Below are 14395 nucleotides of genomic sequence, written 5' to 3' on the forward strand. Positions count from 1 at the left end.
AACTCCGCAAACAAAACTTGACGCCCACTCGGTGAAACCGAGCCCCTCCCTTGCCCCCCAATAATTGTTAATATAAATAAGCAAAACAAAAGATAGGAAGAACAAGGCAACACACAAGAATGAAACCACACTAAACAACATCAGGCACTTCAACCCAGAAACATCGACACCCCCCGATTGCTTTAAATATGCGAGATGAACAAGAAAGAATAGGCCAAATAGCGTAACCCCAACACCGATCCCCAATGATACTATAATCAACGGAGTTGATCGAAAATACAGATAAACGGAAAAGGCAAGCGATGCACCTCCACTCACCAAGAAGGAAAACATAAATAGAGCCACAGCGACTTGCCCTCGATGTCTAGTGCCATCGCCTTCCATTGGCCCTCCAATCGCACTAGGTCCGTCTACTACTCTTGAATGACCTCTTTTTGATGGTTTCGAGCCACACCTTCTTCAACACTCCGCGAGCCGCGGCGGGCCTCCCTGATTTCGTAGTTTCCTTCCACCGCCCAGGCCAGCGGATAACTATTTATGTGCCCTTTTAAGCAGTATAGATTGGAATAGAGGGGCCGGGTCGGTCTTCGATTGCCGGAACAAAGGATGGACCCAGCGGGTCACCGCCATCCATGGATTCGCTACCGGAACGCCCAATTCGGTGCAGTTGCCTCATGAAATAGCGATACCCGTATTTGGGGAGAATGATATTGAGAGCAATCGCAGCACCAACGATGCCGAAAATGATCCCTAGCCCGAGCGCTCCGGAAACTGTACCAATTCCGGGGAGAACCAGAGTTCCAACTCCAGCGCCTATAGTTGCACCTAGGGACGCAGCACTAAAAGTTACAATAAAGAACAACGCTACATCAGACGCAACGGTTCCCCAATCGAGCACGAGATCGAGCAGGTCTCTCAAGTCACTTTCGCCAGTGGAGCACCCATCGTAGGGGGGAAATCCGCAACCATGCATTCCGCCGCCGACTGAAGTTGTACCTTCGGCCCCTGTTGGTTGCATCGACTTGGCGTCGTCCTGGGCCACATCCACCGGATCAGGCTTATAAGACTCGTTGTCGTAGGGATCGACGTAGACGGGACCGGATCCGCCACCACCGCCTCCTCCCGTGGGACCGTCGTAATAGCCGCCGCCGGTGGAACCGCCGCCGCCCCAGTAGCCGCCGCCACCACCGCCGCCCCAGCCCGGCGTGGTGATCACACCGGTGAACCCACCGCCACCGCCGCCGGAGCCAGAGCCGCCGTGGTGACCAGAGCGGCCACCACCACTACCTCCGCTGCCCCCGTGATTGCTTCCCTTGCACCCCCGGTCATCCTTGCACGGCGCCGTTCCCGCCGGATCCGACATACTCACCGGACTGTTGTTGGCATAGGCATAACCGTGCATCATCTGCGAATCCGAGTGGTCCATCAGCGGATCCACCGAAATGAAACGGCCCAACTCCGCGTCATAGGAGCGCGCCCCCAACCGGGTCAGACCGATCGCATCATCCACAGTCCCGCCCACGAACCCCTTCTCACCCGGCCACGCCTCGGTGCTGCTGCGCGCCTGGCCGAACGCGGTGAAACGGCGCTGCTGCACCGAGCCCCACTCCGCATCCACCGCGATCTGCGACGTGCCGTTGTGGTCGGCGAACAACCAATGCAGCGTGGAGTCGTCCTCGCGCACCGCCACCGTCCCCCCGGCGTGGGAATAGTAGCGGGTCGCCGCCGTCCCCTCCCCCGCCGTCCAGGTGACCTCCTGGCCCGGCAGATACAGCGTCCACTCACCGCCCTGGCGGCGGATCAGCCGCTGGCCGTCGGCCCCGTAGACGAAACTCGCACTACCGGCCGAACCCTGCACCGAGGCCAGGTTGCCCTCGGCATCCCAGACCATCTCCTGGTCGCGGTCGCCAGTGCTGCGCGAGACCATGTTCCCGGCCGCGTCGTAGTCGTAGGTCGAGGTGGACGCCGCGCCCCCGGAGTTGCCGGAGTCCCCGGCTCCTTCAGCCGTCGTGCTCACCTCGGCCACCCCGTGGGCCGGCCCCTCCCCCTCCGCCGGCGGGGTGTAGGTCGACAGCGTCGTGCCCGAGGCGGCGTGGTCGGTCTCGCTCACCCGGTTGCCGGAGGCGTCGTAGGTACAGGAGGTCCAGTACGGGGCCGCACCGCCCAGGCCGTCGGCGGCGGGCTCGGCCGCGCACGCGTTCTCGCCGGTGGCATCGGGGGTCCACACGTCGGTCAGGCGGCGCAGGTAGTCGTAGTCGAAGCACTGCACGTCCGAGGTCCGCGCCTCGTCGGTGGGCTCGTCGCGGATGGAGAGGATGTTGCCGGTGTCGTCGTAGCTGTAGTGCTGGGTGGTCAGCGACCCCTCGCCGTTCTGGTGGACCAGGCTGGTCATCGACAGCCGGTCGGTTGCCTCGTCGTAGTCGCGGGTCAGCCACGTCTTCTCCGCACCGAAGGTGCCGCGGCTGAACTCGCGCTGGACCAGGTCACCGGTCTTGGAGTAGAGGGTCTGGTTGACGACGGTCTCCCACCCGGTGATGGCGGTGGGTTGGCCGAGGTCGTCGTAGGTGTGGGAGACGGTTTCGCTGTTGAGGCCGCCGGCGGCGGGGAATCCGCTGGCCTGGGTGCTGCCGTCGGGGTTGTAGGTGGTGCGGTAGAGGTAGCTTCCGGCCAGCCCTTCCTCCGACTGGGGGATGGTGATCCGCTTGCCGCGCACCCGGTAGACCTCGTCGTAGGCGACCACGCTCGTGGTGTAGGCGTCGCCGTCGGCGTAGCGGGTCGAGGAGGTGAGCTGGCCCTTCTCCAGAGTGTCGTAGACCCATTCGGCGCGCAGGATGCCATTGGCCGAGTCGTCTCGCAGCTCCCTCTTGCGGCCCAGATCGTCGTAGGTGGTGTGCACCGTCTGCCCGCGGGCGTCGGTGGTGGCCACGAGCCGGTCGGCGGCGTCGTAGGTGAAGGTGGAGGTGCCGGTGTCGGGGGGTCCTCCACCCGAGTCTTGCGCCCGCGCAGGTCGTAGGTGTACTCCCACCTCGCGCCCTCGGGGTCGGTGAGCGTGGCGATCTGGTCGTTCTTGGCGTAGGTGTAGGTGGTGGCGCCGTAGTCGCCCTGGGGCTGGGTGCCGTGGTGCTTGCGCAGCTCGGTGGTGCGTCCGCGGGCGTCGGTGAGGGTGGTGGTGCCGGTTCCGCCTTCGGGCTTGGTGACCTTGGTGCGGTCGCCCAGAGGAGGAACTGGTCCCGGCCTTCACCCGGGGCACCACGCGCCGCAAGAACCGGGAACACGGCAACGTCACCGCGGCGATCGGCTACTGGAGACGCAAAGGGGACCGCACCAAGGTGCGGTCCCTGCGCCGAACCCAGCACTCGATCCCGAGTATCGACGTCAACGACCCCGGCTACCGGCGGCTGCGCTATATCCGGTACGCCGACGATCACCTGCTCGGGTTCGTCGGCCCGAAGGCCGAAGCCGAGGAGATCAAGGAACGGCTCGCCGTGTTCCTGCGCGATGAGCTGAAACTCCGGCTCTCCACCGAGAAGACCTTGATCACACACGCCCGCACCCACAAGGCGCGGTTCCTCGGCTACGACATCTGGACCAGACACGACGACACCTGGCACACCGCAGGGCGGCGGGTCCTCAACGGATCCATCGCTCTCGGGGTGCCGCCGGAGGTCGTCAACACCCGATGCCGGACCTATCAGCGCGGACAGGGCAAACCCCTGATCCGCAATGACATCATCCGCACCAGCGACTACAACATCGTCGCCACATACGGAACCGAGTACCGCGGCTACGTCCAGTACTTCCAGATGGCCGGGAACATCGACTGGCTGAACAAGCTCCGCCAGTACATGGAACGGTCGCTGTTCTCGACCCTGGCGGCAAAGCACCGCCGCCCGCCCTGGACCATGCGGGAGCGCCACAAGAGCACCGTCGAGACCCCGTTCGGGAAACGCCGGTGCTTCGAAGCGGTCCAGCGCACCCCGGCGGGCAAGGTGTTCACCGCCAGGTTCGGCGGCGTCCCCCTCCGCCGGCGCAAACACGCCCGACCGATCATCGACGGAGCGTGGCCGACCAGGAAGGGGCGCCAACTCACGGCCCGGTTGACCGCCGGAATCTGCGAACTATGCGAGTCCCACGACGGGATCACCGTCCACCACGTCACGCGACTCGCCGACCTCGACCGATACAGCACCACGGCTGCTCCCCGATGGGTCGAGGCCATGCGCAGCAGGCGACGGAAAACCCTGATCGTCTGCGACCGCTGCCACGCCGATATCCATCAGCAGCCGACCGCTCAGTAGCACCGCTGGAGAGCCGGATGCGGGGAAACTCGCATGTCCGGTTCGGGGAGGAGCCGCGCGGAAACGACCTTCAGGTACCGCGCCGCGCGGCTTACTCCACACCCACACTGTTCGAGCAGGTCACACGATTGCCGTGGGCACAGGCCCCCACGGGCGACACCGACCGGCACCGCGCACACGGCCGGGCCGAGACCCGCACCGTCAAGGCGCTGAGCATCGAGGGCCTCGGATTCCCCCACGCGGTTCAAGCGGTGCGCATCCGCCGCCACGTCACCGACCTGCGTACCGGCAAGGCGTCGTGGACCTTGGCTTATGCGGTCACCAGCCTCCCGGGCGAGCAGGCTGGAGCCGGCCGCTTGGGCGCGCTGGTACGCGGCCATTGGGCGATCGAGGTACTGCACCACGTCCGCGACACCACCTTCGCCGAGGACGCCTGCAAGGTCCGCACGGGCCACGGGCCGGTCAATCTCGCCGCGCTGCGCAGCCTGGCCGCACTACTACTCACCGAGCTCAAGTGCCCGACCACTCCCGATGCGATCCGGTGGGTCTCCCACGGGTGCTTCACCCGCCCGCTCGATCTCATCGGGATCGCCTGACCAGCGAGAACCGGAACGATCACCGACTTTGAATCAGCCCTGGTGCGCTTCCGGCGGGGCCTTGACCGAATGATGACCGCTACCACCGCCACGCGCCGGTGTTGTTCCCGCAGAGCAGGGCAAGAGAACGTCGAGAACTTCGGGCAGGAAGGTTTTAGGGGCATCACCGGCCGCCAGTACCCTCGGACGTGTGGAGGGGAAGCATCTTCTTCGATCTTCATGACCCGTTCCTCCTCTCGTCGCTGCTGTTCGACGGGCGCGATGAGGACGAGATCCTTCGGCTGGCACTGGGGGCAGTCGACGCGTTCGCTTCGCTCCAGCCACTTGCCGGCTACAGGATGTACGCCGGTTCCCTCCGACCGCTCGATGATGAGCGCTGGGCGCCCGCTGCCGGGCTGGACGCCGAAGTAGCCGAGCTGGACGGGCAGGACGAAACCGTTTCCAGCGTGGGCGTCCCGTGGGTACGGGCCTTCGCTCTGAGGCACTCCGACGACGTGCGCGGGTATCTCGTGGTCGGTTCGACGGCGGAACCCACCGAGGGCCAGTTGCTTCCGTTGAGGTTCCTTGTCCAGCAGACGGCGGCGGCCATGGCCAATACCGAGACCCACCGCCGCGAGCAGGCCGTCACCGCTCGGCTCCGCCGCCTCAACGAGGAGAACGAGAGAGCCAACGCGCGATTGAGCGCCCACAACGCAGAACTGGAGTTTCGCGAGAGGCTCTATGAGGCGTTGGTCGACACGGCGGCGGCCGGCGAGGGAGCCGGCGGGATCGCACGGACGCTGGGCAGCTTCACTGGATTCCCTGTCGTGATCGAGAACCGCTTCGGCGATCCGATCGCCTGGTCCGACGAGGACTCCCCCTGGGTTGCCGAGGCGGCGACGCCGCAGCGGAGAGAGGCGGCGATCGAGGAGGCTGAGCGCCTGCGCCGCCCGGTCAGGGACGGCAGTTCGCTGATCGCCCTGGCGCAGCCGCGCCACGAAGTCCTGGGGGTCATCGTTCTTGTCGATTCGGCCCATCTGAGCGGGGGGCGGGAGATCGCCGCTCTGGAACGGGGCTCCCTCGTACTCGCCACCGAACTCACGCACCTCCGCAGCTTCGCCGAGGTGGAGTTGCGGTTGCGCCGCGATCTTGTCGAGGACCTCATCAGCGGCTCCGACGAGGTGAGCGCATACTCTCGCGCCGAAGCCATCGGCCACGACCTGCGCGTCCCGCATCGAGTAGTGGTGATCGACCGATTGCGCGGTGACGACGATGCGGCGCTGGCCGCGGCTGTCGCCCGGGTCGCCGACGAACAGGAGTTGGCCCCGCTCCTCGCCAAACGTGGGCCCAACGTGGTCATGCTGGTAGGGGCCGGGATCGACGGCGCGAAGTTCCATGACGCGCTCGACCGCCAGATCGGCGGCGTCGCCGTCGGAGTCGGAGCGCCCTGCGCGGAGCCGGAATCCTTCCCCCGGTCGTTCTGGGAGGCCGAGCATGCCCTGGATGTCCGGCGAAACTCGCGGCACTCGAGCGGGATCACCACCTACGAGACATTGGGCCTGTACCGCATCCTGGGCGCACGGGACGCCGTCGGTGACGTCAACGCCTTCGTCGATGAATGGCTGGGCACCCTTGCGCGCTACGACGGAGCGCACAGCACCGAACTGGTACGCACCCTCGCCCATTACCTGGACTGCGGCGGCAACTACACCCTCAGCTCCAAAGGCCTGCGAATCCATCGCAGCACCCTCAGATACCGGCTGCGCCGGATCCGCGAGGTCTCAGGCTTCGACCTCGGCGACGCCGAGCACCGGCTCAACCTGCACGTGGCCACACGCATCTGGCGCCTCCACTCCGACGGAGCCCAGTGACGTCGGCACGCGGTCCCCGCACCCGCTCCAGGCGTGGCGGGGCCGGGTGAGCAGGCCCCGCAACCGGTCGCGGTCGCGGGTGGCGCCGGCGGCCGAGTAGTCGTCGTGGCCGGCCCGTGCGCGTCCGCTTGATACCCGCCGCTGCACCGCGTGGACCGCCCCCCGATGGCACCGCGTTGCCCTCGCGGGGGGAACCGGACGTCCGGATTCGTCTTCTCGTGCGGAGGCGTTCCACACGGCGGTTTGCGACGCTGCAGAGGAGCGTCGCCGTTCCGTGAAGCCGCGGATGGGACGAGTGGCCCGAAGGGGGCCGTAGTCGCGATGTGTTCTGCGCGCAGTGCTCGCCGGGACCGGTGCGTGCCTGCGCCGCAGGTTTTCGAACTGAACGTCATCGACGCGAGGTGACGGCGCGGACCACAGGCGTGTCCGCGCGGTTCGCGCCAGAATTCTATGGGAGGCAGGCAATGACTTTGATGCGCTTCGAACCGCTGCGGGAGATGGACCGCCTCAGCGAGCAGTTGATGGGCGGCCCCCGCGTTTCGCGGACGATGCCGATGGAGGCGTTGCGGCGTGGAGACGAGTTCATAGTCTCCCTCGACGTACCCGGAATCCATTCCGATGACATTGACGTGACCGTCGAGAACAATGTGGTCACCGTAACCGCGCAGCGTCGTCCGATGCGTGAGGACGGCGACCAGGCAGTCGTGGACGAACGTCCGAGCGGAGTGTTCACTCGTCAGCTCTTCCTCAGCGACAACCTCGACGCCAGCGGGCTCACCGCCAACGCGGAGAACGGTGTCCTGACGCTGCGAATCCCGGTGGCGGAGTCGAGCAAGCCCCGCAAGGTCGAGGTCGGTTCCCAGGCGGAGCCGCAGAGGATTCCGACGCAGCAGCACGCCGCGACGTGAAGCTCCTGAGGTGATTGCGGCAACCAGGATGCGCTGCGGCGGGGTGTGACCCCGCTCCTGCGAGCGCCAGGCCTGCCACCGCGTGCGATCCAGCAGGCCGCAGGGCATCGGAGCCGATCCGTGGATCGCAGTGAAGTCGACGAGAAGGCGGCCGGCGATGCCGATCGGGTGCCGGTCAACAGCGGACAGCACACGCGCGAGAGCGATGACGAGGAGGTTGTAGCCGCCCGGCGACTGAGGGGGTACGCCCGCGTTCCGCGGTACGGCCTGTGGTGGCGCGCTTCCTGCGGAGTCCGGAAGGAGCAGGCCATGGCTAAAGCAGTCGGTATCGACCTGGGAACGACGAACTCGGTGATCGCCGCATGGGAGGGGAGCGAGGCCGACGTACTGCCCAACGCCGAGGGCGCGCGGACCACCCCCTCGGTGGTCGCGTTCACTGAGGAGGGCGAGCGCCTCGTCGGGCAGCTTGCGCGGCGTCAAGCGATCTTGAACCCGAAGGGGACCATCTACTCCGCGAAGCGATTCATCGGCCGCCATTACGACGAGGTGCCCGAGGAGTCCAAGGCCGTGGCCTTCGACATCGCGGAGGGGCCCAACGGGGAGGCGCGTTTCGAGGTGCGCGGCAAGCAGTACTCACCCGAGGAGATCAGCGCGCTCGTCCTGCGCAAGCTCGCCGAGGACGCGGGCAAGTCGATCGGCGAACGCGTGACAGAGGCCGTCGTCACGGTTCCGGCCTATTTCAACGACGCCCAGCGCACCGCCACGAAGGACGCCGGCCAGATCGCGGGCCTCGACGTGCTGCGGATCATCAACGAGCCGACGGCCGCGGCCCTGGCCTACGGGTTGGACAAGCGCGAGCACGAGAGCGTGCTCGTCTTCGACCTCGGGGGAGGGACCTTCGACGTCAGCCTGCTCGACGTCGGTGAGGGGGTCGTCGAGGTGCGCGCCACTGCGGGCGACTCCCATCTGGGCGGCGACGATTTCGATCGGAGGGTGGTCGACCACCTCGCCGCCGAGTTCCGCCAGGCCAGCGGGATCGACCTGCGCGAAGACCCCCAAGCACTGCAGCGGCTCTTCGAGGCTGCGGAGAAGGCGAAGGTGGAGCTGAGCTCGGTGACCCAGACGCAGGTGAACCTGCCGTTTATCACAGCGGACGCATCGGGCCCCAAGCACATCACCACCACGCTGATGCGTTCGACGTTCGAGCAGCTCACTGAGGATCTGGTGGAGCGCTGCAGGGGACCCGTCCAGCAGGCGATGAGCGACGCCAAGGCCTCCAACAACGACATCGACGAGGTCGTCCTGGTCGGCGGCTCCACTCGCATCCCGGCGGTCCAAAGCCTGGTGCGCAAACTCACCAACGGCAAGGATCCGAACATGAGCGTCAATCCGGACGAGGTGGTGGCCGTCGGCGCCGCTATCCAGGCGGGCGTGCTCAAGGGCGAGGTCGAGGACGTCGTGCTGCTCGACGTCACCCCGCTGTCGCTCGGTGTCGAGACGCAGGGCGGCGTGATGACCAAGATCGTCGAGCGCAACACCACCATCCCGGTGCGTCGCAGCGAAGTGTTCTCCACCGCCGACGACAACCAGCCCGCGGTCGACGTGGTCGTCCTCCAAGGCGAACGCGAGCGCGCCGCCGACAACCGCGTCCTGGGCCGGTTCCGGCTCGAGAGCATCAGGTCGGCACCGCGCGGGGAGCCCCAGATCGAAGTCACCTTCGACATCGACGCCAACGGCATCCTCAACGTCACCGCGAAGGACAAGGACACCGGACGCGAGCAGAGCATCACCATCAGCGAGAGCTCCAATCTGGACCGTTCCGAAATCGAGCGGATGGTCCAAGAAGCAGAGCGCAACCGCGATGAGGATCGGGCGCTGCGCGAGGCTGTGGACGCCCGCAACACCCTGGACAGCGCCGCCCACCAGGTGGAGCGCAGGCTCGGCGAGCTGGGCGAGGCGGCTCCGCAGCATGAGAGGGCGCGGGCGGAGATCCTCGTCGGAGAGGCCCGCGAAGCCGTCGAGGAGCAGGCGCCGGCGGAGCGAGCGCGTGGGCTGACTTCGGACCTGCAGCAGGTCCTTCAGTCGTTGACGAGCCAGCAGCCCGGCGGCCAGGGGCCCGAGGTTCCCAGGAGCAGGGACGGCTCCGCCGACACGACATCAGACGATGACGTGATCGACGCCGAGTTCGACCGGGGGTGAGGAGCGCGCATGGCGAACGAACAGCCGGATCCCGGCTGGGGGCCCGAGGTCCGCTCCGCGGAGCAGACCTCCGCGGAACCGGAACCGGAAGCGGAACCGGGGCCGCCCCGGCCTGAGGAGGGCAACGAGGCCGAAGCTCGCGCGCAGGAAATGGAGGAGCGGTGGCACCGCGCACTGGCCGACCGGGAGAACCTGCGCAAGCGGCACGTGACGGAGCTCGCAAGGGCGGTGGCGGCCGAACGGGGCCGCGTCGCCGAGGCATGGCTGCCCGTCGTCGACAACCTCGATCTGGCGCTCGGCCACGCCGACTCACAGGAGGGGGCCTTCGTCGAGGGAGTGCGGGCCGTCCGCGAGCAAGCGGTAGGGATACTGGCGCGCCTGGGCTACCCGCGCTACGGGGAAGCGGGTGTGCCCTTCGATCCCCTGTGGCACGAGGTCGTCGAGGTGCGCGGGGTCTCCGAGGTGCCGGCTGGGCGCGTGCTGGAAGTGCTGCGGCCCGGCTATGGCACAGCCGACCAGCAGCTGCGCCCCGCGGCGGTGGCCGTCTCAGGCGAAACCGCCGAGGGAGCTGCGGAAGCCGAGGAACGGGTGTGAGCCGCTCATGGCACGCGACTACTACGAGGTCTTGGGGGTCGGCCGGAACGCAAGCGCCGAGGAGATCCAGCAGGCCTACCGCAGGCTGGCCCGCCGCCACCACCCCGACGTCAACTCCGACCCCTCGGCCGAGGAGCGGTTCAAGGAGGTCAACGAGGCCTACCAGGTGCTATCGGACCCGCAGACCCGCTCGCGCTACGACGCCTTCGGCCCGGACTTTCAGCGGGTGCCCGAAGATGTCGACCCCGGCGTATACGCGCGGGCCGGAGGGGACGCAGGGCAGCAGCGCCGGTGGTGGAACCGAGCGGAGACGCGGCCGGATTTCGACGAGGCCGGGTTCGACTTCGAGGACCTGTTCGGCAGCCTGTTCGGTGGCAGGCGGGCCGGCGGTCCCCTACGCGGCGCCGACCAACAGGCCGATCTGGAGCTGAGCGTCGAGGAAGCTTACCGGGGCGGGACCCGCCACATAACCCTGTCGGGTCCGCAAGGGCCGCGCGAGTACGACGTCACCATCCCAGCGGGGGTGGTGGAGGACCAGCGCATCCGGCTGGCCGGACAGGGCGCGCAGGGCGAAGGAGGAGGGCCACCCGGCGACCTGTACTTCACCGTGCGAATCGCGCCGCACCCTCGCTATCGGCTGGTCGGCCGCGACATCCATGTGGACCTGCGCGTCGCGCCCTGGGAGGCGGCGCTCGGCGCCACCGTGCCGCTCACCACCCCGGGTGGGGAGACCAAGGTGCGGGTGGTGCCGGGCACCTCCAGCGGGCAGCGCCTGCGGCTGCGCGGCGAAGGAATGCTCAACCCGAAGGGGACTCCGGGCGACCTCTACGCGAAGGTCCGGATCATGGTGCCGCCCACGCTCGCTCCCCGTGAGCGCGCGCTGTTCGAGGAGTTGGCGGCGGCCTCGGACTTCGACCCGAGGAGGTGAGGGGAATGGCTGCAGCACCCGGCCCGATTCCGAAGACCTACCCGCTGGCCCGGCCGCGCGGGCTCAGTCTCGACGACGCCGCGCGGCTGTGCGGTCTGCACCCGCAGACCCTGCGCCGATTCGTGGTGCTGAGCCTGGTCGACGCCGACCGCGACCAAGCGGGCGAACTCCGGTTCGGCACCGACGTGCCACTGAGGGTCGCCCGCATCCTGCGCCTGCGCCGCGACCTGTCGCTCAACTACGCGGCGCTCGGACTTGTACTGGACCTACTAGAGCGCATCGACCTGCTCGAAGCCGAGTTGCACCACGCGCGGGAAGGTAGAGGGCCATGGATGTGAACCGCCTGACCCAGAAGTCCCAGGAGGCCCTGCAGCAGGCCCAGACGCGCGCGGAGCGCTCCGGGCACGTCCAAGCCGACGGGGAGCACCTGCTGCTCGCCCTCCTGGACCAGACCGATGGGCTGGTGCCGCGATTGCTTGAGTCCTCCGGCGTCGATGTCGCGGCGCTGCGCTCCGGCGTCGAGGCCGATCTGGCCCGGCTGCCGCGCTCCACCGGGCCCGGGGCCGAGCCAGGCCAGGTTTCGGTAACGCGGCGGCTGGCACGGCTGCTAGAGGCGGCGGAGCGCGAGGCCGCCCGCCTCAAGGACGAGTACGTCTCCGTCGAGCACCTGGTGCTCGCCCTGCTGGAAGAGGGCTCGTCCTCGCCGGCGGGTCGGCGGCTCAACGAGCACGGCGCCGGACGAGAGGGGTTCCTCGCGGCGCTGACCCAGGTCCGAGGCAGCCAGCGGGTGACCTCGGCCACTCCCGAGTCCGCCTATGAGGCCCTGGAGAAGTACGGCCGCGACCTGGTCGAGGAGGCTCGCGGCGGTGCGCTGGACCCCGTGATCGGCCGGGATGCCGAGATCCGGCGGGTCGTCCAGATCCTGAGTCGCAAGTCCAAGAACAACCCGGTCCTCATCGGCGATCCCGGTGTCGGCAAGACGGCGATCGCCGAAGGGCTGGCCCAGCGGATCGTCCGTGGCGACGTTCCCGAAGGTCTGCGCGACCGCACGATATTCGCACTGGACATAGCTTCGCTGGTGGCCGGGGCCAAGTACCGGGGCGAGTTCGAGGAGCGGCTCAACGCGGTCCTGTCCGAGGTGAAGGCCGCCGAGGGAAGGATTCTGCTCTTCGTCGACGAGCTGCACAACGTCGTGGGCGCCGGCGCCGCCGAAGGCGCGATGGACGCCGGCAACATGCTCAAGCCGATGCTTGCGCGCGGCGAGCTGCACATGATCGGCGCGACGACCCTCGACGAGTACCGCAAGCGCATCGAGACCGACGCCGCCCTGGAGCGGCGCTTCCAGATCGTCCTGGTCGACGAGCCCAGCGTCGAGGACACCGTGTCGATCCTGCGCGGGCTGCGCGAGCGCTTCGAGGTCTACCACGGCGTGAAGATCCAGGACAACGCGCTTGTCGCCGCCGCGACACTGAGCCACCGCTACATCTCCGACCGGTTCCTGCCGGACAAGGCGATCGACCTGGTCGACGAGGCGTGCGCGCGGATGCGCACCGAGATCGACTCCATGCCGGCCGAACTCGACGAGATGACCCGCCGGCTGACCCGGCTGGAGATCGAGGAGGCGGCGCTGTCGAAGGAGACCGACCCCGGCAGCCGCACCCGCCTGGACGAGCTGCGGCGAGAGATGGCCGACCTGCGCGCCGAGGTCGACGCCGCCCACGCTCAGTGGGAGGCCGAGCGCCGGGCCATCCGACGCGTCCAAGAGCTCCGCGGAGAGCTCGAACAGGTCCGCCACGAGGCGGAGGAGGCCGAGCGATCCTACGACCTTAACCGCGCCGCGGAGCTGCGCTACGGTCGGCTGGGCGAACTCGAGCGGCGCCTGGCCGGCGAGGAGGAGCAGCTTACGGCCAAGCAGGGGCAGAGCCCCCTGCTGCGGGAGCTCGTCACCGAGGGCGAAATCGCCGACATCGTCGCCCAGTGGACCGGAATCCCGGTGGCCCGGATCCAGGAGGGCGAACGCGAGAAGCTGCTCCGCCTCGATGAGATCCTGCGTCAGCGGGTTGTAGGACAAGACGAGGCCGTTCAACTTGTGGCCGACGCCATCATCCGGTCTCGCTCGGGTATCCGCGACCCGCGGCGACCGATCGGTTCCTTCGTCTTCCTCGGCCCCACCGGAGTCGGGAAGACGGAACTGGCCAAGACGCTCGCTGCGGCCCTGTTCGACACCGAGGACAACATGATCCGGCTGGACATGAGCGAGTACCAGGAGCGCCACGCCGTGAGCCGGATGCTCGGCGCCCCACCCGGCTACGTCGGCTTCGAGGAGGGCGGACAGCTCACCGAAGCCGTGCGCCGCAAGCCCTACTCCGTGCTGCTGTTCGACGAGATCGAGAAAGCGCACAACGACGTGTTCAACACGTTGCTCCAGGTGCTGGACGACGGCCGGATCACCGACGCCCAAGGCCGCACTGTCGACTTCCGCAACACCGTGATCATCATGACCTCGAACATCGGCTCCGTGCACCTGCTCGACGGGGTCACTCCCGACGGGCGTATCACACCGGAGGCGCACGAACTGGTCATGGCCGATCTGCGGGCGCATTTCCGGCCCGAGTTCCTGAACCGGATCGATGACGTCGTGCTCTTCGCCCCACTGGGTATGGAACAGATCGAGCGCATCGTCGGCCTGCAGTTCGACGGGCTGCGCGAGCGCCTCGCCGAGCGCCGAATAGCGCTCGAACTGACCGAGGAGGCCGCCAGGCTGGTGGCCCGCGAAGGGTTCGACCCGGTCTACGGGGCGCGGCCGCTGCGCCGGTTCATCGCCCACGAAGTCGAGACCCGGATCGGTCGGGCGCTGGTGGCGGGAGAGGTCAGCGACGGGGACACCCTGCGGATCGGGGTGCGCGACGGCGCCGTCGCGGTTGAGCCCGCCGGTACGCGCGCGCCGCGGGAGGCCGCGGCCTAAGTCCCCGCGCCGAGGACGGCGCAGGGACGAAGGAAAGGGGGCGATGACGACGCCGCC

General features: G+C 67.8%; 10 protein-coding genes. 9 read left to right on the top strand and 1 reads right to left on the bottom strand.

Annotated features, from left to right (window positions below; translation table 11 throughout):
• Positions 1-547: 547 nt before the first annotated feature.
• Entirely contained in the window at positions 548-2926 is a 2379-nt protein-coding gene (locus RM446_RS04115) for an RHS repeat domain-containing protein (RefSeq protein ID WP_449657172.1), read from the bottom strand.
• 403 nt (positions 2927-3329) lie between these two features.
• On the opposite strand from RM446_RS04115, the gene RM446_RS04120 reads away from it, so the two are divergent.
• The 9 genes from RM446_RS04120 to clpB all read left to right on the top strand — a co-directional run bounded on the left by RM446_RS04120 (position 3330) and on the right by clpB (position 14338).
• A complete protein-coding gene (locus RM446_RS04120) occupies positions 3330-4298 on the top strand; it encodes an HNH endonuclease (RefSeq protein ID WP_311543732.1) in 969 nt (322 codons plus the stop codon).
• Between the two features lie 128 nt (positions 4299-4426).
• A complete protein-coding gene (locus RM446_RS04125) occupies positions 4427-4894 on the top strand; it encodes a hypothetical protein (RefSeq protein WP_311543733.1) in 468 nt (155 codons plus the stop codon).
• Between the two features lie 188 nt (positions 4895-5082).
• Complete coding sequence (locus tag RM446_RS04130) at positions 5083-6744, top strand: PucR family transcriptional regulator (protein WP_311543734.1); 1662 nt, start codon at positions 5083-5085, stop codon at positions 6742-6744.
• A gap of 464 nt (positions 6745-7208) precedes the next feature.
• Positions 7209-7652, top strand: coding sequence for an Hsp20/alpha crystallin family protein (locus RM446_RS04135; RefSeq protein WP_311543736.1), 444 nt, complete (start codon positions 7209-7211; stop codon positions 7650-7652).
• Between the two features lie 309 nt (positions 7653-7961).
• Positions 7962-9851 carry a molecular chaperone DnaK gene (dnaK, locus tag RM446_RS04140; protein ID WP_311543737.1) on the top strand — a complete coding sequence of 630 codons (1890 nt, stop codon included), beginning with the start codon at positions 7962-7964 and terminating at the stop codon, positions 9849-9851.
• 9 nt (positions 9852-9860) lie between these two features.
• Positions 9861-10445: a nucleotide exchange factor GrpE gene (locus tag RM446_RS04145; protein WP_311543738.1), complete on the top strand. Its 585-nt coding sequence runs from the start codon at positions 9861-9863 to the stop codon at positions 10443-10445.
• A 7-nt stretch (positions 10446-10452) separates the two neighbouring features.
• Positions 10453-11373 (top strand): J domain-containing protein, encoded by a 921-nt coding sequence (locus tag RM446_RS04150; protein WP_311543739.1) that lies wholly within the window; start codon positions 10453-10455, stop codon positions 11371-11373.
• A 5-nt stretch (positions 11374-11378) separates the two neighbouring features.
• A complete protein-coding gene (locus RM446_RS04155) occupies positions 11379-11711 on the top strand; it encodes a chaperone modulator CbpM (protein WP_311543740.1) in 333 nt (110 codons plus the stop codon).
• Positions 11702-14338, top strand: coding sequence for an ATP-dependent chaperone ClpB (clpB, locus tag RM446_RS04160; RefSeq protein WP_311543741.1), 2637 nt, complete (start codon positions 11702-11704; stop codon positions 14336-14338). The genes RM446_RS04155 and clpB overlap by 10 nt, the downstream gene beginning before the upstream one ends.
• Positions 14339-14395: the final 57 nt, after the last annotated feature.

This window comes from Streptomonospora wellingtoniae (genome assembly GCF_031845375.1).
GTDB classification, from domain to species: domain Bacteria; phylum Actinomycetota; class Actinomycetes; order Streptosporangiales; family Streptosporangiaceae; genus Streptomonospora; species Streptomonospora wellingtoniae.